The sequence below is a fragment of the Paraglaciecola sp. genome, from assembly GCF_039942875.1.
In the GTDB taxonomy this organism is placed as follows: Bacteria; Pseudomonadota; Gammaproteobacteria; order Enterobacterales; family Alteromonadaceae; genus Paraglaciecola.
The window spans coordinates 1-16822 of the sequence record NZ_JBDVBQ010000040.1; the positions used below are offsets into that span (position 1 = coordinate 1).

The window sequence follows — 16822 nt, forward strand, 5'->3', positions numbered from 1 at the left end:
TTTAAATAATTGTGTAATAAATATTCATTACCCAAGACTATGGGAGTAATTGCAATAAAAAGGGAAAGAAACATGTACCTGTTAGTACTTCATACACATATAAAATGGATACAGAAAACTATCAATCGAAGATTGTCTAAATCAAACAATTAGGAGCAACTTATGGACCCGTTAAAAATTACTATTTTACTTTCAAGCTTAGCCTTAGCGTCACTCGCTATCTGTTGGTTAGACTACCAAAAAGGTTGGCACCTAGCCGATTGGTTAAATGGCCGTTGTAGTAACCCGTTTATACAAACTACTCAGACACAAAAAACAAATACTAAGCAAAGCCTAGATGAAAAAGATGCTTTAATTTTAGAACTAACAGAACGGATTCAAGTGTTAGAAAAAATAGTCACCGAGCCCGCTTATGAGTTAAATAAAAAGCTAAATCAGCTTTGATAGATGCACTGGTAAAAATTACTTACATATCTTTAATTTCAGAAGTATAAATAATTGCTAGCATTAACTCTCAATCATAAGGAGTTTTAAACTTGAAAACATTTTTTAAATGGCTTGGTATCACTATTTTAGCGGTAGTCATCATAGCAGGCGCTTGGGCCACTCATGAATGGAAGGCAGACAAACCTTTTTCGTTTAATAACTTCTTAAATCGAACTTTAATTAAAGAAGCATTACAAAGCCCAGAAACGCTTACCTCTATTGGCGTACTTGACAGCATTGGTATTACTGGGCACAACGCCCACTTAAATGATGTGAGTGAGGCCAACTCCTTGGCCAGTTATGAGAGGCTACGTAAAGTTCAAAGTACTTTGATGCAATATAAAGACGAGGACTTATCAGAAGGTGAGCAACTTTCAAAAGAAGTCGCCCTGTTTTTATTTGATATGTTAGAAGACTCTATTACCTACCAATATCATAACTACCCCTTTAACCAGATGTCTGGGGCGCAAAGTAATTTTCCTAGTTTTATGGACGGACAACACCCCATTTCTGATGTGCAAAGTGTCGAGTATTATAATTCTCGTTTAAGTGAATCAAAGCGCTACTACACACAAATGTTAGAGGGGATGCGAATTCGGGAAGAAATGAATATTTTCCCTCCAACTTTTGTAGTTGATAGGGTACTAGAAGAAATGCAAGGCTTTATAGGAACGCCAGCTCAAGAGAACATTTTATATACCTCACTAGAACTGAAAATAGATAAAAGTGACGAGATAACCGAAGAACAGAAACAAGATCTGCTCGCTGCGACAAAATCCGAAATCGAGAATACGGTTTACCCCACATATGAAATGCTAATTGAGTATTTTCAGACAATAAAAACTAAAACAAATAACGACGATGGACTCTGGCATTTACCTCAAGGTGACCAAGTCTACAAGTTGGCCTTACGTTTTTACACCACCACCAATTTTAGCGCCGACGAAATTCACAATATTGGGCTATCAGAAGTTGAGCGCATTCAAAATGAGATATTAAACATACTCGCAACAGAAGGATTTGATACATCATCGGGCTTTACTAGTGCGATTAATGATTTAGCTGCAGATACACGCTTTTACTACTCAGATGATGATCATGGCCGAGCTAAGATTTTAGAAGACTATCAAACTATTTTAGATGAAATAAACGCTGATTTAGGAGATAGCTTTTCACTACGACCAGAAGCCGGTTTAGAAGTAAAACGCATCCCATTATTTAAAGAAAAAACCGCTCCCGGTGCTTATTACAATCCACCTGCTATGGACGGTTCTCGACCCGGAGTGTTTTATGCGAACTTGTATGATATTAAAGCCACACCAACCTATGCAATGCGCACATTGGCATACCATGAAGGGATCCCAGGCCACCACTTTCAAATTGCCATAGGTATGGAGCTTGAGAGCCTTCCCATATTTCGCACCTTACCCATTTTTACTGCTTATGTAGAGGGCTGGGCGTTATACAGCGAGTACTTAGCATGGGAGCTGGGCTTTCAAGATGATCCCTTCGATAACATAGGACGCCTACAAGCCGAGCTTTTTAGAGCCGTTAGATTAGTCGTAGATACAGGGATCCATGCAAAACGATGGACTAGAGAACAGGCCATAACTTATATGTTAGCCAACACAGGCATGGCTGAATCTGATGTAGTTTCTGAAATTGAGCGCTACATAGTCAACCCAGGGCAAGCCACCGCTTATAAAATGGGCATGATGAAAATACTAGAAGTGCGAGAAAAGGCTAAGAGTGCTTTGGGTGAGCAATTCACACTATCAGAATTTCATGACGTAGTGCTTAAAAATGGCGCGGTACCTTTAGATATACTTGAACGTTTAGTTGATACTTGGGTAGCAGATAAACTAGCGAGTAGTGAATAGTTAACCTTAACACAGAGTGGTTACTAAGGAGTAATCGTACATTGTATGGTTACTCCTTATATGACTCTGAAAGCAAATAGGCATTTTATAAGAAGTTAAAACAGCTACTCATTATTTGCCTTTTTCAAGAAAGGCACGGCTATTTTCCCCATTGCAATGGCATTGCCTAACAACACTATTGCCACCCCTATAAACGCCTCTGTGTGCCAAGTATACCCTTCAAAAATGGTCGATAAAATTAAGGCGACTATTGGATACACTAACACCACATAAGCAGCTTTGTCTGAGCCCATTTGTTTCACTAACTGCATATAGGCACCAAAGGCTAAGACTGAACCAAAAACGGTTAAATAAGCGAGTGAATAGTAATAATTTGGATTGCTAGGGATCACAATTTCTGCGCCACCAGCCAAAGCACTAACCGTTAAAAACAACACACCATAACTCATTGCCCAAAAGTTCATTTGGATAACAGGAGTGCCGTGATCCAAAATTCGCTCTGAAATCACATTACCTAAAGAGGCAAAAAAGAACGAAGCCAAGGCAAAGCTAATACCTAACACTATATATTCGTTGGCGCTTACCTTAGAAAACTCAGGTAAAAATATCAAACCAATGCCAATCAAGCCAAAAGTCGCGCCCACAATTACCTCTGAGCGGATTGGCTTTTTAAGTAACACTCGACGTAACACCACATTGATATACACCATGCCCGAGCTCATCAGGGCAACAATGGCACTAATAATATATTGCTGACTTTGATAAAGCAGACTGTAGTCTAAGGTATATAAACACAGGCCAACTCCCGCCATTTTGATATGGATATGCCTAGGTAAAGCCAAAGACAACTTTTTGAATTTACAATAAGCGAGTAAAATAAGGGCGGCAAAAAAGAATCGAATAGCGACTGATAAACTGGAGTCAACTTCTCCAAATTGAAATGTAATTGCTAGCCAAGTCGAGCCCCAAATCAAGACAACAACAGAAAATAGCACGGGATTAGACAAAAATTTATTTCTCAAAATGAAAGAGTATACTGCCTGCTAGTGTAACCAGATAATTTGATTTAAGGACCCTTCAAATGAAAAAAATATTATTGTTTTTAACCGTTACCATCATAGCTGTTGTTGCTGTGGTGTTTTACCGTGCCAATACTGTGTTTGAAAACAATCAATATCAGGTAACTGAGGCGTTACACCCCATTCAAATAGATGAATCAGCAGCATTACATAGATTTGCAGATGCCATAAAAATTAAGACCATATCCTACGACGACGCTACAAAATTAGACCCTAAAGCTTTCCTAGCATTTCACCAACACTTAGCGGACTCGTTTCCTTTGGTACACCAACAAACAACACTACAAAAGTTTAACGACTACAGCTTGGTTTATCACTTAAAAGGCCAAAACAATAAGCTAAAACCGGTATTATTCATGGGCCACATGGATGTAGTACCAGTTGATCCAAATACTGCATTTGAATGGTTACAGCCACCTTTTAGCGGCAATATTGTTGATGGCACTGTATGGGGCCGAGGAGCCATTGATGACAAGATTACAGTGCTTGCCTTAATGGAGTCATTAGAGATATTTTTGGCTAAAGGTATTACGCCTCAACGAGATATCTACTTTTCTTTTGGACATGATGAAGAAGCAGGAGGAGATGGTGCTCAAGCTATTGCTAAATACTTTGCAGCACAAAGTATTGAATTCGAGTACATATTAGATGAAGGCGGATTAGTCACCGAAGGGATAGTCGCAGGAACCAGCGATCCAATAGCCGTCATTGGTGTTGCTGAAAAAGGCTTTGTAAATTTTGATCTAACAGTTAGAAGCAAAGGGGGCCACTCTTCTCAGCCACCAGCTCATACTGCCGCAGGTATACTTGCAGCCGCTATTGTAAAAGTAGAAAACAATCCCTTTGAAGAAAACTTAGAGTTTTTAGGCTTGATGTTTGAAAACATTGGATATTCTATGCCCTTATCGCAACGTTTACCTTTAAGCAACTTGTGGTTACTAGAACCATTGGTAAAAAACGCTATTTTAAGTAACCCTACCTCAGCTGCAAGTGCCCGCACCACCACCGCAGTCACTATGTTGCAAGGCAGCACTAAATCAAACGTTTTACCAACTGTAGCCAAAGCAACAGTCAATTTTAGAATATTACCTGGTGATACTATTGAGAGTATTCGAGCTCATCTAGAAGAGGTTATTGATGATCCAAGAGTGGAACTTAGTGCTTCATTAGCGAACGAAGCATCATCAGTGTCACCCACAGAACACCTAGGGTTTAAACTGATTGAATCCACCATAAGGCGTATAGACGACAGTATTTTAGTTACCCCTTATCTAGTAGTTGGGGCAACTGACTCTAGACACTTTCAAGGTTTATCAGACAATATTTATCGTTTTATGATGGTATCGCTAAATCAAGATACCTTAAGCCAGTTTCATGGGTTGAACGAACAGATCAGTGTGCAAAACTACCTAAATGCCATACAGTTTTATTATGCATTATTAGAGCAATCAGCTATTGCTAATTAAATAGTAGACACTAGCGACTAAAAAGCTGATTCCCGCGGGCATAAAATATAGTTAAAAGTAGCATGACTAAAGTCAAAGCTATAAACACTGGCTCAAAAGCGCTACCGAGAATTTCTCGTGGCGTTTTTGCCCAAAATACCGCAAAAAATAAATGACTAGTCGCTATAAATCCAATCCAAAAATTTACATGCTGAGCCCATTTAACTTGTTTTAAACCATACCAAGCCAAGTTACCCAGCAACACAGTAGGAAGTAATAAGATAGTTGGGATTATGTAATGCTTGCCTAGAATAAACGTTTGTAATACCGCTAAAAATCCAGCAAAAGCACATAGCGCTAGCAAGTAATCTAGGCCGTGGGCAACAGAGAGTTTTTTCATTATTATTGTCCTCGGGTTGTGATGTAATATATGCGCTAACTTGGAAATCCAGCACATGGGTTTGCGTTTGTACCTTCATCATACCAAGATGCACGCTCAGCCCAAAAAATATTGTCATTAGGGTGTATGTTGGGATCTTCGTTTAACGAGCCTGCCGGTACAATTAAGGTTTTACTGGTCTTGGTGACAAAAGGCAAACCACTACCACATTCTGAACAAAACACTACAGTGAAGTCCCGGTCTGGGTCATCGTACTGTTTAGTTAATCTTTGGCCTGATATCCACTTGATAGCATCGGGCGTAGTAAATGAATTTGCAGCATGGGCTGAACCTGTAATCTTTTGGCACTGCTGACAATGACAAAAATAAAACCGAGTAAAACTATTATTAACTTCAAACGTCACCTTGCCACATAGGCAGCCGCCAGTAATTTTTTCGCTCATAAGTTTATCTCTTAATATAGATACCGACTAAACGTATATTAAACCCTCCGCTTGCATCAGACTCAAAGTTACCCGCAAGGCCCATTAGACCTTTAGCTATTGCACTTTGAATTATCGACCCTTTACACCAAACCACTTAAACGTACTGAACCCCATACCAGAAATGATATAGGTTCTTAGCGTCAATTTTGTATGAATAAAATTAGCTCTCAGGTAAGGATGCTATTTGATATTAAGCTAGAAATTCTTCACTTAATAGTTGTTGGCGCTTTTACTAGTGCGCGGCGTACCATTAATAACTAAACTAAACTAAACTTAAACAAGCACTCGAAACGCTAACTCTTTTATAACCTTGTCCACCAAACAATATGTCGTCAGAAAAGTCGACTAATATTTCATAAAAATACTCTTTACACTCTGGGTCGCTAGATCGCTTAGGCTGACTAGATACTATCCCAGAGATATACTCATTTGGTGATGATACATCTTTTACCACGACTCTCGTTCCAACTGAAAAGATTTGGCCTGGTTTTTCGCCACCAACATCACTCTCCATGATTCCTCCAGCACTCGATTTTAACTTGCGTAGGTGCACAACAAAGAAGGTGGGCAGAAAATACAGTACAAAAAACAATGTGACGTCCCAATTCAGGATTTAGGACCTAAAAGAGAAGATAATTTTACCGTTGGAATGCTAAGAAGACCTTTTATGCACAAAGTTACTCTTATTCTATTGATTAAAAAGCTTACGGTAGAGGCTCGGAGTAGTATCAAAATATTCTTTAAATAATCGATTGAAATTACTTTTGGAATTAAACCCACACTCTAACGCTACATTTAGTATCTGCTTATCAGGCTTCTCTTTAAGTAAAGAGGCTGCCGCTTCGAGGCGCTTGATATTAATGAGTGTTGGGAAAGACGTATTGAGTTCGCTACTGATTAAAGCAGACAGTTGATCAGGGCGAACATGTATCATGGATGCCACATTTTCAACATTAAGACAGGGCTCTAAAAATGCCTGTTCTTTATCAAGGTACGCTAATAATTTCATTATGGTGTTGTGTGGGTTTATATTGCTCAGACGATTTTTAGACTCTTGGCGAGTCGCCTCTTCTGATGAGGAATCTATGACTGATATTTCATTATCAATATCGCGTTGGCGAAGTGCAATTTTTTCCAGTTTTATTAATAATTCATCACGCTCATGGCGTAACGCATAATGTCTGAACATCAGACTCAATGATATCAAGATGACATCGAACAAGAATGACCATAGAAGCATAGTGGAGGTTGCACTTGTATAAGGTAACACCCCAAGAAAAGTACAAACATAAACGAGTGTCGCTAACATAGTAAATATTAGTGGCGAGCCAAGCCACAAAGCCCAATAACTATCTCGTTGAATAGCCCTGAACGTAGCAAATGTCGCTAATAGCGCTACTCCACCGGCTGCGGTTAACACTAGTACTGCACGGATTTGGTTACTGACAGGAAAAAGAGTGATTATTATACTCATAAAAACAAACATCAAATATGCATTTATAAGATGGTGAAAACGGGGCATGACAATAGCGCTGCGCACATACTTTTGTAAGAACAGCGAAAAAAATGTGCAGCATAGTAAGGCAAAGATGTAGTGACTACGATTTTTTATAGCACTATTATCAGGCCAAAATATTAGGTTACCTTCGCCAAAGTAAAATAGGTTGTAAGCAAACCCAAAACAAAGAGCGGCTGCATAGTATAAGGTAATTTTATCCGTAATTCGGTAATTCATCGCAATTTGAAAAGCGATAAAAACCAATAGAATTATGGCATAAAAAACATGCATTATTTTTATCTCTGATGAGTATTGTCCATATGTAAAACTCCCTCGTATCGCAGGTAAAAAAGAGACGATTGTTTCTGACTGCACACGAATATAAAGCTGACCAGTTTGCTGTGCTCTTAGTGTAAATTGAAACGTAGGATAGGACGAAAGCTGCCCCGAAATAGGTCGATAATCTCCTGATGATAAGTGTTGCAGACCTTTAGAACTGACAAAATAAAAATCTACATAATCAAGTCGAGTATTGTTTAAGGTTAAATACCATTCGCTGTTTTCAGTATGGTTAATTAACGTTTGTTTGAACCAATAAACTTCAGATGAAAACCCTTCATCGAATAAGGTTGAACGGCTGCTCTTCCACCCCTGTGATTGCTGAGTTATCCCATTAAAATCCAAATCAATAATTTGATATTGAATGTTAGAAAAATTATTAACTGTGTCTTTTTTCAAGACCATTGTATTTGATTGAGTTTCACTCGCATTGGTTTTTACAACCAGCAAAATTACCAGTAAAAAAAACGTCCATTGCCTTACCTTCCAACTACTCATATTGCTACCTTGGGCCAACTACGCGGGGCATATAAACACCCCTAACCACACCATAAAATGGTAAATAAACATACCAGATTTAAAGCTACCTCTTGAGGGAATAGCAAACTTTCTGGGGTGGTACATTTATTACAATAAATCGCTAGAACTAACATAATCATTCACGTTTCTAGCTCTTATCTCAAAAAATAAACATCTCGTTAGGCACAAATAACGCATCGAATATTATCTACATCAACGGATGCAAATTAGATATGAAGTGCGCTTTTAAAAAGCCGATAATTTTTAATTTATGCTACCACACTAACAAAAATTAAATAAATAATGAGCATCTCGATAAATTGATTTCTCTATTAGTAATCGAACGAGAATACAGTAAAGAGGTAAGTAATTTCGTCCTAAATCATGATATTAGACATGTTAGTTGCTTAACAACCTCAACTTCTTGACTGTATGCATGGCCGCTAGGGTTAAACCATACAGCTTGCAATCCCGCGCTGTTGGGCGCTAACACATCTCTTTCTAAAGAATCTCCCACCATAGTCACTTGATGGGTTTTAACACCTAGCTTTTTAATGATTTTAGGATAGTAGGCTTTGTCAGTTTTACCTGTGCCTAAGTTTTCACGGCAAAATATTTGGGTGATGTGGTCACTCAAGCCCGCTCTCACTAGCGCTTTGCGAATTTGAGCTTCAGAAGAGTCTTCTGCATTGGTTGCAAGGTGGCATTGAGCATGTTGACTCAGGTGTTTTAAGCAATCTAACGCGCCACTTACCACTTGTACTTGAGGCCAGTCGCACATTGGGCCGACTTGATTAGGGAGGTCCACCATAAGCGTGTCCCCCCAATCAAATAAATAGTGCTGGGTCATTTTTGCATAATGTTGATTGCGGCATTGGTTAGCGCTTGGCTGGCAGTATTAATCACAGTTTTCGCTTCTGGTGCCCAAAATGGACTATGCAAAGAAGGCAGTGATATTTCACCTTTTTGAGACTTTTCCCATGAGTCATGGGGTACGCCACCAACCCAAAAGATCACACTTTGAATAGATTTGTCAGCACGGTAGAAACGCCCAAAATCTTCGCCTCCCATTACTGGTGGCGATTTGATAACTCTGTCTTGTCCAAACTGTTTTGCAAATAAAGCCAATAAGTCCTCACTTAATTCAGCCGTATTGTAAGTGGCGGGAGTATATTCATCCTTTAATTTAACCACAGGCATGAGGTCTTCTGGGATACCTGCCGCTATGGCTTCACCCTTAGCAATACGCGCAATTCCGTCTAGTAAGGCTTGGCGAGTTTCGTCAGAATAGCTACGAATGGTGAGTAGTAACTTAGCTTCGTCAGAAATAATATTGTGTTTAGCTCCAGCATGAAAACTCCCCACAGTGACGACTGCAGCATCTTGTGGGTCTAATTCACGGCTGACTAAAGTCTGCAGTGAGCCGACAATACGACTGGCTAATACTATTGGGTCTTTGGTGGTATGTGGGTAAGCGCCGTGGCCACCTTGGCCTTTTACTATGATATCAACACTATCTACATTGGCGAGTGCAAACCCTGGTGTTAACCCTATGGTGCCTGCGGGTAAACCTGCAGAATCATGGAATGCTAGGGCATAATCAGGTTTAGGGAAACGCTCATACAAGCCATCATTTAGCATGTCTCTTGCGCCTTTTCCTCGCTCTTCAGCGGGTTGTAAAATCATTACTAAAGTACCTGACCACGCATCTTTTAATGACACTAAAGCGCTGGCTGTGCCTACCCAGCTCGTCATATGGGTATCGTGACCACATGCGTGCATTACACCGGACTCAATACCATCTTCCGTTGTAGCACGCTCTTTAGAGGCAAAAGGCAAGCCGGTTTGTTCTATTACCGGCAGTCCGTCCATATCCGCACGTATCATCACCACAGGACCTGGGCCATTTTTGTATACGGCAACCACACCTGTGCCACCCACGTTTTCTGTCACTTCAAAACCTAAAGCTTGTGCTCTTTTTGCAAGTTTTGCCGCTGTTTTTACTTCAAAGCCGCTAAGTTCAGGGTGGGCATGTAAGTCTGCATATAAATCCATAAGTTGTGGTAATTGAGACTCAATGTGTTTGCTTATTTCATCTGCATAAACCGGAGCATTGCTACTTATTAACATTAACCCAGCGGTGATTACGTGTTTTATCTTCATGTTTTGCCTTTTTAATTATTTGAAACGAGCGATGATGTTTTATTGTTTATGAAACAGCATGACAGCAGAAAACTAAGAGGGTTATTTATACAACAAAGTACAAGATGGGTGTAGTGAATCTATCAAAGAAAGGTAATACAGTAGATATCTATTCAAAAAATACAAGGTAAGCTCGTTAGCGCTGTTCCTTTGCTACTAACGAGTTACCGTAAATGACAGTTAAGCTCTTACTTCGCCATCACCCATAACAATGAACTTCTCTGTGGTGAGTGATTCAGCGCCCATAGGTCCGTAAGCGTGTAATTTACTTGTAGAAATCCCAATTTCAGCACCTAGACCTAATTGGCCGCCATCAGAGAAGCGAGATGATGCATTTGCCATAACTACAGCAGAGTTTATACGACGTATAAATTCTTGGGTTTTAGAGTAATCTTGACTGGCAATAACTTCTGTATGACCTGAGCTATATTCTTCGATGTGCTCAATACCTTGCTCAAAGTCAGATACCACTTTAACGGCAATTTCCATGGCTAAGTATTCGGCATGCCAATCATCTTCGGTGGCTAATTGTGCCCCTTCAAAGTATCCAATACTGTTTTCACATGCATGGATCACCGTATTATGCTCAGCCAATAATGCGGCAGCTTTAGGTAGAAATGTGGCAGCAATGTCTTTGTGTACAAGCAGCGTTTCTAAAGAATTACACACACCAGTACGTTGGGTTTTACCATTTTTCAGCAGATTAATTGCTTTGGCTTCGTCAGCTGCGCTATCTACATAAAGGTGACAGACTCCTTTGTAATGTTGAATCACAGGTATACGGCTATTTTCAGACACAAAGCGTATGAGTCCTTCACCGCCTCGGGGAATAATTAAATCAATAGACTCATTAAGGGTCATTAACTCGTTCATTACAGCACGGTCGGTATCAGGCACCACTACCACCGCTGCTGGATCAAGTTGTTGCTTAGCTAAAGCAAACTTAATACATTCAGCTAGCGCTAGGTTTGAGTGAACGGCTTCTTTCCCCCCCCGTAACACCACAGCGTTACCTGCTTTCAAACATAATGCAGCGGCATCAATTGTTACATTTGGGCGCGATTCATAAATCATCGCGATAACACCTAAAGGGATACGCATTTTACCCACTTGGATACCACTTGGCATACGCTCAACTTTAGAGATTGAGCCAACTGGATCAGACTGCCCAGCGATTTCAATGACCGCATCAGCAATACCTTGAATACGCACAGGATCAAGTGCAAGGCGGTCTAGCATGGCGGCATCTAAACCATTTTCTTTGCCTGCCGCTAAATCTTTAGCATTGGCGATTAAAATACTTTCGGTATTTGATATTAAAGACTCAGCGATATCAGTTAATAGCTGATCTTTTTGCTGAGCATTTAAGTTTGCTACTTGACGGGCCGCCTTTTTAGCTGCTTTAGCGGCTTCCGTTATAGAAAAACTCATGGTGTATTTCCTTTAAAATAATGTATTAATTACAGCAGTACTAAGTCATCTCTATGCACGACAACTTCACCTAGGGTGTAACCCAAAGTATCTTCAATATCACTACTGTTTAGACCTTTAATTTGCGATAGTTCGGCGGCGCTATAGAGAACTAACCCTTTAGCGATAACTTTCTTCTTATAGCTAATATTAACCGCATCACCAGATTCAAACTTTTTAGTCGTACTGACTATACCTGGTGGTAACAAAGATGCGCCATTTTCAAGCAGGGCTTCTGCTGCGCCTTGATCCACTCTTATAGTACCTTTTGGCTTCAAGGTATATTTCAGCCAGTTTCCTCTGGCACTATGGTTGCTCTCAAGTGGCGTAAATGATGTACCTGCCAACTCTCCTTTAGCTAAGGTGGTAAATACTTCTTCATCACGGCCATTAACGATTAAGGTTTGAATGCCTGAGCTTACACATTTTTTAGCGGCTTGAATCTTAGTGTACATACCACCTGTACCAGATGAGGTTCCGGCACCGCCTGCTAAATCAAAAATGCTTTGGTCGATACTGGTAACTAAAGGCATTAAACTGGCATCCGCGTTTTTCCGAGGATCAGCATTATACAAGCCATCGATGTCAGTACAGATTATTAAAGTATCTGCTTCAGAGACTAGGGCAGTATATGCTGCCAGATTATCATTATCGCCCACTTTTAATTCATTGATAGCCACCGTATCGTTTTCATTTACGATCGGTATTATGTGATTTTTTAATAATTCACGAAGAGTATTTTTGATATTAACGTAACGTGTACGATCGTGAAGATCATCGGACGTTAGTAGAATTTGCGCGCAATCACTTGCGAATAGTTTTGCCCAGTTGGACATCATTTCCATCTGCCCAATGGCAGCCATTGCTTGTTTCTCTGCAATGGACGGTCGGTGGTTATGGGCTATCTTCCCCCTACCAGCAGCAACACTGCCCGACGATACTAAAATCACTTCTTTACCTAGCTTACGGCTATCAGTTATAAACTGAGCAATATGAGCCAAATATTTTGCACTACACTGATTATCAGATGGAGCAATCAAACTGCTCCCCACTTTTACAACGGCTCTTTGCCATTCGAGTTTTTTCATCATCCCCCCTATAATTAAGTTGCATTAAGGGTACGGCAACCAGCTTAATAAACAAGCTGATGTAGTTATAAGCTATGGTCTAAAAAAAATATCAGTGCTATTTAGACGTTATTTATTTATGCAAAAACGAGCATTTTAAATATAACAACAAAACAAAAGGATCTTAAAAACGCCAGGTATATAAGCGTACTTTTTCTTATAAATGAGATATTATAACAACGTTTATTTGGCTAAAGATTATCATAAAAATTCTGGTCTCTAAGCGCTTCACAAAATATAACTATCAGGGAATCCAATGTTTAAAAAATTTATTACGGTAGCCGTGCTATCGTTTTCAGCTATTGCCTCAGCCAATGCTGCAATTAATCAAACTAAAGGTGATTTTGAAGATAAATTTCGCCAATTAGACGAATCTTTACCGACACCAAACGTTTACCGTAACGCCGCAGGTGAACCGGGCCATAAATATTGGCAGCAACAGGTTGATTATAAGATAAAGGCTAAATTAAACGAAGAAAAACGTCGTATAGAAGCAAGCCAAACTATCACTTATCACAACAACTCTCCGGATACCTTGAAGTATTTATGGATGCAGTTAGACCAAAACAAATTCCGAAATGATTCATTGTCTGCGAAAACAACAACCTTTGGTGGCATTGGCAATCGTGGTCCTGCAACCGCATCTGCTTCATCTGGTAAAGCCGCTCAGCTTAGCTTAGACGCCTTGCGTCGCCAGCAATTTACCGAAGACAATGTTTTAGGATACGACATTCAGTCAGTGACTGATAAAAGTGGTAATAAGCTTAAGTATACGATTGTAGGTACCAATATGCGTATCGACTTACCTAGCTACTTAAAGCCTGGTAAGAAAATTACCTTCAATCTAGATTATGCTTTTAACATAGTTGAAGAAGATGCGGTTTCTGCCCGTTCTGGTTATGAACATTTTCCAGATGACGAGCGCGAAGGCGGTAATGATATCTTCTTGCTCGCCCAGTGGTATCCACGTTTACACGCTTATACAGACTATGAAGCTTGGACCAATAAAGAATTTATTGGCCGTGGTGAGTTTACCTTAGAATTTGGTAACTATGATGTAGAGCTTACTGTTCCTGCGGATCATATCGTCAGTTCAACCGGTGCATTACAAAACCCTAAGAGTGTTCTGACGTCGACTCAACGTAAACGTTTAGAACAAGCTGAAGATGCAGACCGTATCGTATTTGTTGTCACTGCAGAAGAAGCGCTAGAAAACGAAAAAGAAGGCACAGATAAGTTAAAAACTTGGAAATTCAGTGCTAAAAATGTTCGTGACTTTGCATGGGCTTCATCACGTAAGTTTATGTGGGATGCGCGCGGTCACCAACAAGGTGGCGACGACCAGCCTCTAGTTATGGCTATGTCTTTTTACCCTAAAGAGGGGGGAGACTTATGGAAAAAGTATTCGACTGAAGCCATTATTCAAACCTTAGAAGTATACTCACGTTTTTCTTTTGATTATCCATACCCGGTAGCTCAGTCTGTTAATGGGCCTGTTGGTGGTATGGAGTATCCAATGATTACCTTTAATGGTCCTCGTACAGAATTACAAAAAGATGGAAGTCGTACGTATTCTCAAGCTGAGAAGCGCTTCTTGATTGGCGTTGTTATTCATGAAATTGGTCATATTTATTTTCCAATGGTGGTTAACTCTGATGAGCGTCAATGGACCTGGATGGATGAAGGGCTGAATAGCTTTTTAGACGGTGTGGCTGGTCGCGAGTGGGATCCTACTATTCCTTGGGGTGTAGAGCCACGTGACATAGTTGATTACATGAAGTCTTCCACTCAAGTGCCTATTATGACTCAATCAGATAGCGTATTACGTTTAGGCCCGAATGCTTACACTAAGCCCGCTGCGGCATTAAATATTTTGCGTGAGACTATTTTAGGTCGTGAGTTATTCGACTTTGCTTTTAAAGAATATGCACAACGTTGGAAATATAAACGTCCTACACCTTCTGATTTTTTCCGTACTATGGAAGAAGCCTCAGGCGTTGATTTAGATTGGTTCTGGCGTGGTTGGTTTTACAGCACAGACCATGTGGATATTTCATTAGATAGTATCTATAAACTACGTTTAGATACTCTTGATCCTGATATTGATTTTGATCGTCTACGTCAAGAAGAGCTTGATAAGCCAATGTCTTTAACTGACGAGCGCAACAAGGCTGAAGGCAGAGAGCTTTGGGTTGACCGTTTTTCTGACATTACTGATTTTTATGACGAAAACGACCGTTTTACGGTTACCAATAAAGAGCGTAATAAGTATCAGAAGTTTTTAAGCAAACTTAAGCCTTGGGAAAAAGCAACCTTAGAGCGTGCAGTAGCAGAAGACAAAAATTACTACGTGTTAGAGTTTTCTAACCATGGTGGCTTAGTGATGCCTATTATACTAGAGCTTACCTTTGCCGATGGAACGACAGAAGATCAATATATACCTGCTGAAATTTGGCGTCGTACTCCTAAAGCGGTAAGCAAAATGATTATTACCGATAAAGACAAAGAGCTAGTTAGTGTGACTGTTGACCCTCGCTGGGAAACTGCCGATGTGGACGTAAGCAACAATCACTACCCTCGCAAAATTATACCTTCACGTATTGAGGCCTACAAAACCAAGAAACGTACTGGCAAGGTATACCGAGATATCATGCAAGATATCAAAACTGAGGCAAAATCTTATGATAAAGATGCAGCAGAAGACGAAGACTCAAACTAAGTATGAGTAACCTTGTAAAACTATTAGTGGGAACGCTGTTATTCACAGCGTTTTCACTATGTGCTCATCAGCAGAAAACATCGATAAGCACGGTATTGTTCAACCCTCGTACTAATAATATTGAGATTATGCATCGTTTTAGAGTGCATGATGCAGAACATGCAGCTAAAGAAATTTTCGGTAAAGATGCTGATATGATTGACTCAGAAAGTACTCAACAGCAATTTAGTGATTATGTAAATGAGCGCTTTACTTTATTTGATAGCCAACAGCAACCAATAGAATTAAAGGTAGTGGGTTATGAATTAGAGGGGAATTTCTTTTGGGTGTATCAAGAAACGACACAACCAACTAAGTTAGAAAACCTCACAATACGCCATGACGCATTACGTGACTTATGGCCAGAACAAGTCAATACCATTAATGTTGAGGGCAAAGGTAAGTTGCAAACCTTAACCTTTGCAGATTCAGTTGAATTGCTGCAAGTGTCCCTTAAACAACACTAATTAAATTAGTTTCTGAAAAGGCCTTTGTAATCTTTACAAGGGCCTTTTTTATTATCTGCCATATATTTTTCTAATTATTCTGAAAGCTTGATCTAGATCATAAATTAGCATTATCCAAACCTTAAACTTTATCCAGAACTTAAGATTTCAGTTTGAGGAGAAAAATAATGTGGGACTTAATTTTAAATGATCCAGTGGCGTGGGGCTCTATTTTAGGAATAGGCGTGGTCGTATCATTATGCAGTTACTATGCGTATTTGTTTATTCATAACACTAACCAAAATCTTTGAAAGGCTAGTAGGGTTGCCCCATAGAAAACGGCAATACGCTAGCTTTTTGTGCGGACTGTGGGTTGCCTATCATTTCATCGTAAGGTGACTCATGTGACATCTGTGCCTTTAATACTTTGCAATTGGCAAATGCGTTTCGAACATCTTGACTGCTGAAAAAACGCATAGGTTTGTCACCTTTGTACACTAAGCCGGAGACGCCATTTACTTCTAATTCAACCAGATAAATACTCATTTCGTATGAATGTACGGTAAGTTTATCTACGACCGTCTGGTCAGACTCAATTGTTTTTATGCTGAATGTAGAAAGGGCCATTATGTTTGACTTTGCTGGTTTCAATTATTAAATAGTACGGACTGTTTACTCATTTGGTTCA

General features: G+C 39.8%; 15 protein-coding genes. 5 read left to right on the top strand and 10 right to left on the bottom strand.

What is annotated here, in order from left to right:
- Positions 1-162 precede the first annotated feature (162 nt).
- Together ABJE44_RS13015 and ABJE44_RS13020 are read left to right on the top strand one after the other, a co-directional pair.
- Positions 163-444 carry a hypothetical protein gene (locus tag ABJE44_RS13015; RefSeq protein ID WP_348109632.1) on the top strand — a complete coding sequence of 94 codons (282 nt, stop codon included), beginning with the start codon at positions 163-165 and terminating at the stop codon, positions 442-444.
- Positions 445-536: 92 nt separating this feature from the next.
- The gene (locus ABJE44_RS13020) at positions 537-2366 is read left to right on the top strand and encodes a DUF885 domain-containing protein (protein WP_348109634.1); all 1830 of its coding nucleotides are present in this window, start codon (positions 537-539) and stop codon (positions 2364-2366) included.
- Positions 2367-2470: 104 nt separating this feature from the next.
- Here the strand turns inward: ABJE44_RS13020 and ABJE44_RS13025 are convergent, their stop codons facing one another.
- Positions 2471-3373 (bottom strand): EamA family transporter, encoded by a 903-nt coding sequence (locus ABJE44_RS13025; protein ID WP_348109636.1) that lies wholly within the window; start codon positions 3371-3373, stop codon positions 2471-2473.
- Between the two features lie 74 nt (positions 3374-3447).
- Here ABJE44_RS13025 and ABJE44_RS13030 point away from each other — a divergent pair, with 74 nt between their 5' ends.
- Positions 3448-4911, top strand: coding sequence for a M20 family peptidase (locus ABJE44_RS13030; protein ID WP_348109638.1), 1464 nt, complete (start codon positions 3448-3450; stop codon positions 4909-4911).
- A 10-nt stretch (positions 4912-4921) separates the two neighbouring features.
- Here ABJE44_RS13030 and ABJE44_RS13035 read toward each other — a convergent pair whose 3' ends face one another.
- From ABJE44_RS13035 to proB, 8 genes are all read right to left on the bottom strand, one after another.
- Positions 4922-5290, bottom strand: coding sequence for a hypothetical protein (locus ABJE44_RS13035; protein WP_348109640.1), 369 nt, complete (start codon positions 5288-5290; stop codon positions 4922-4924).
- 35 nt (positions 5291-5325) lie between these two features.
- The gene (locus ABJE44_RS13040) at positions 5326-5733 is read right to left on the bottom strand and encodes a GFA family protein (RefSeq protein WP_348109642.1); all 408 of its coding nucleotides are present in this window, start codon (positions 5731-5733) and stop codon (positions 5326-5328) included.
- A 304-nt stretch (positions 5734-6037) separates the two neighbouring features.
- Positions 6038-6289 (bottom strand): hypothetical protein, encoded by a 252-nt coding sequence (locus ABJE44_RS13045; RefSeq protein ID WP_348109644.1) that lies wholly within the window; start codon positions 6287-6289, stop codon positions 6038-6040.
- A gap of 174 nt (positions 6290-6463) precedes the next feature.
- On the bottom strand, positions 6464-8110 hold the full coding sequence (locus ABJE44_RS13050; RefSeq protein WP_348109646.1) for a 7TM-DISM domain-containing protein: 1647 nt from the start codon (positions 8108-8110) through the stop codon (positions 6464-6466).
- A gap of 403 nt (positions 8111-8513) precedes the next feature.
- A complete protein-coding gene (locus tag ABJE44_RS13055) occupies positions 8514-8942 on the bottom strand; it encodes an HAD family hydrolase (protein WP_348109649.1) in 429 nt (142 codons plus the stop codon).
- A 35-nt stretch (positions 8943-8977) separates the two neighbouring features.
- A complete protein-coding gene (locus ABJE44_RS13060; RefSeq protein ID WP_348109776.1) occupies positions 8978-10261 on the bottom strand; it encodes an amidohydrolase in 1284 nt (427 codons plus the stop codon).
- Between the two features lie 252 nt (positions 10262-10513).
- On the bottom strand, positions 10514-11764 hold the full coding sequence (locus tag ABJE44_RS13065) for a glutamate-5-semialdehyde dehydrogenase (protein WP_348109651.1): 1251 nt from the start codon (positions 11762-11764) through the stop codon (positions 10514-10516).
- Positions 11765-11793: 29 nt separating this feature from the next.
- Positions 11794-12891 (bottom strand): glutamate 5-kinase, encoded by a 1098-nt coding sequence (proB, locus tag ABJE44_RS13070; RefSeq protein ID WP_348109653.1) that lies wholly within the window; start codon positions 12889-12891, stop codon positions 11794-11796.
- Positions 12892-13186: 295 nt separating this feature from the next.
- Here proB and ABJE44_RS13075 point away from each other — a divergent pair, with 295 nt between their 5' ends.
- Complete coding sequence (locus ABJE44_RS13075; protein ID WP_348109655.1) at positions 13187-15649, top strand: M1 family metallopeptidase; 2463 nt, start codon at positions 13187-13189, stop codon at positions 15647-15649.
- A gap of 2 nt (positions 15650-15651) precedes the next feature.
- Positions 15652-16155, top strand: coding sequence for a DUF6702 family protein (locus tag ABJE44_RS13080; protein ID WP_348109657.1), 504 nt, complete (start codon positions 15652-15654; stop codon positions 16153-16155).
- A gap of 294 nt (positions 16156-16449) precedes the next feature.
- Here ABJE44_RS13080 and ABJE44_RS13085 read toward each other — a convergent pair whose 3' ends face one another.
- Positions 16450-16761, bottom strand: a complete 312-nt coding sequence (locus ABJE44_RS13085; protein ID WP_348109659.1) for a DUF6482 family protein — start codon at positions 16759-16761, stop codon at positions 16450-16452.
- Positions 16762-16822 lie beyond the last annotated feature (61 nt).

What these genes read in the sequence shown, in the direction of transcription:
- proB (WP_348109653.1), bottom strand. Translation starts at nt 12,891, where the DNA reads ATGAAAAAACTCGAATGGCAAAGAGCCGTTGTAAAAGTGGGGAGCAGT.
- ABJE44_RS13040 (WP_348109642.1), bottom strand. Translation starts at nt 5,733, where the DNA reads ATGAGCGAAAAAATTACTGGCGGCTGCCTATGTGGCAAGGTGACGTTT.
- ABJE44_RS13080 (WP_348109657.1), top strand. Translation starts at nt 15,652, where the DNA reads ATGAGTAACCTTGTAAAACTATTAGTGGGAACGCTGTTATTCACAGCG.
- ABJE44_RS13035 (WP_348109640.1), bottom strand. Translation starts at nt 5,290, where the DNA reads ATGAAAAAACTCTCTGTTGCCCACGGCCTAGATTACTTGCTAGCGCTA.
- ABJE44_RS13075 (WP_348109655.1), top strand. Translation starts at nt 13,187, where the DNA reads ATGTTTAAAAAATTTATTACGGTAGCCGTGCTATCGTTTTCAGCTATT.
- ABJE44_RS13085 (WP_348109659.1), bottom strand. Translation starts at nt 16,761, where the DNA reads ATGGCCCTTTCTACATTCAGCATAAAAACAATTGAGTCTGACCAGACG.
- ABJE44_RS13030 (WP_348109638.1), top strand. Translation starts at nt 3,448, where the DNA reads ATGAAAAAAATATTATTGTTTTTAACCGTTACCATCATAGCTGTTGTT.
- ABJE44_RS13055 (WP_348109649.1), bottom strand. Translation starts at nt 8,942, where the DNA reads ATGGTGGACCTCCCTAATCAAGTCGGCCCAATGTGCGACTGGCCTCAA.
- ABJE44_RS13015 (WP_348109632.1), top strand. Translation starts at nt 163, where the DNA reads ATGGACCCGTTAAAAATTACTATTTTACTTTCAAGCTTAGCCTTAGCG.
- ABJE44_RS13045 (WP_348109644.1), bottom strand. Translation starts at nt 6,289, where the DNA reads ATGGAGAGTGATGTTGGTGGCGAAAAACCAGGCCAAATCTTTTCAGTT.
- ABJE44_RS13060 (WP_348109776.1), bottom strand. Translation starts at nt 10,261, where the DNA reads ATGTTAATAAGTAGCAATGCTCCGGTTTATGCAGATGAAATAAGCAAA.
- ABJE44_RS13050 (WP_348109646.1), bottom strand. Translation starts at nt 8,110, where the DNA reads ATGAGTAGTTGGAAGGTAAGGCAATGGACGTTTTTTTTACTGGTAATT.
- ABJE44_RS13065 (WP_348109651.1), bottom strand. Translation starts at nt 11,764, where the DNA reads ATGAGTTTTTCTATAACGGAAGCCGCTAAAGCAGCTAAAAAGGCGGCC.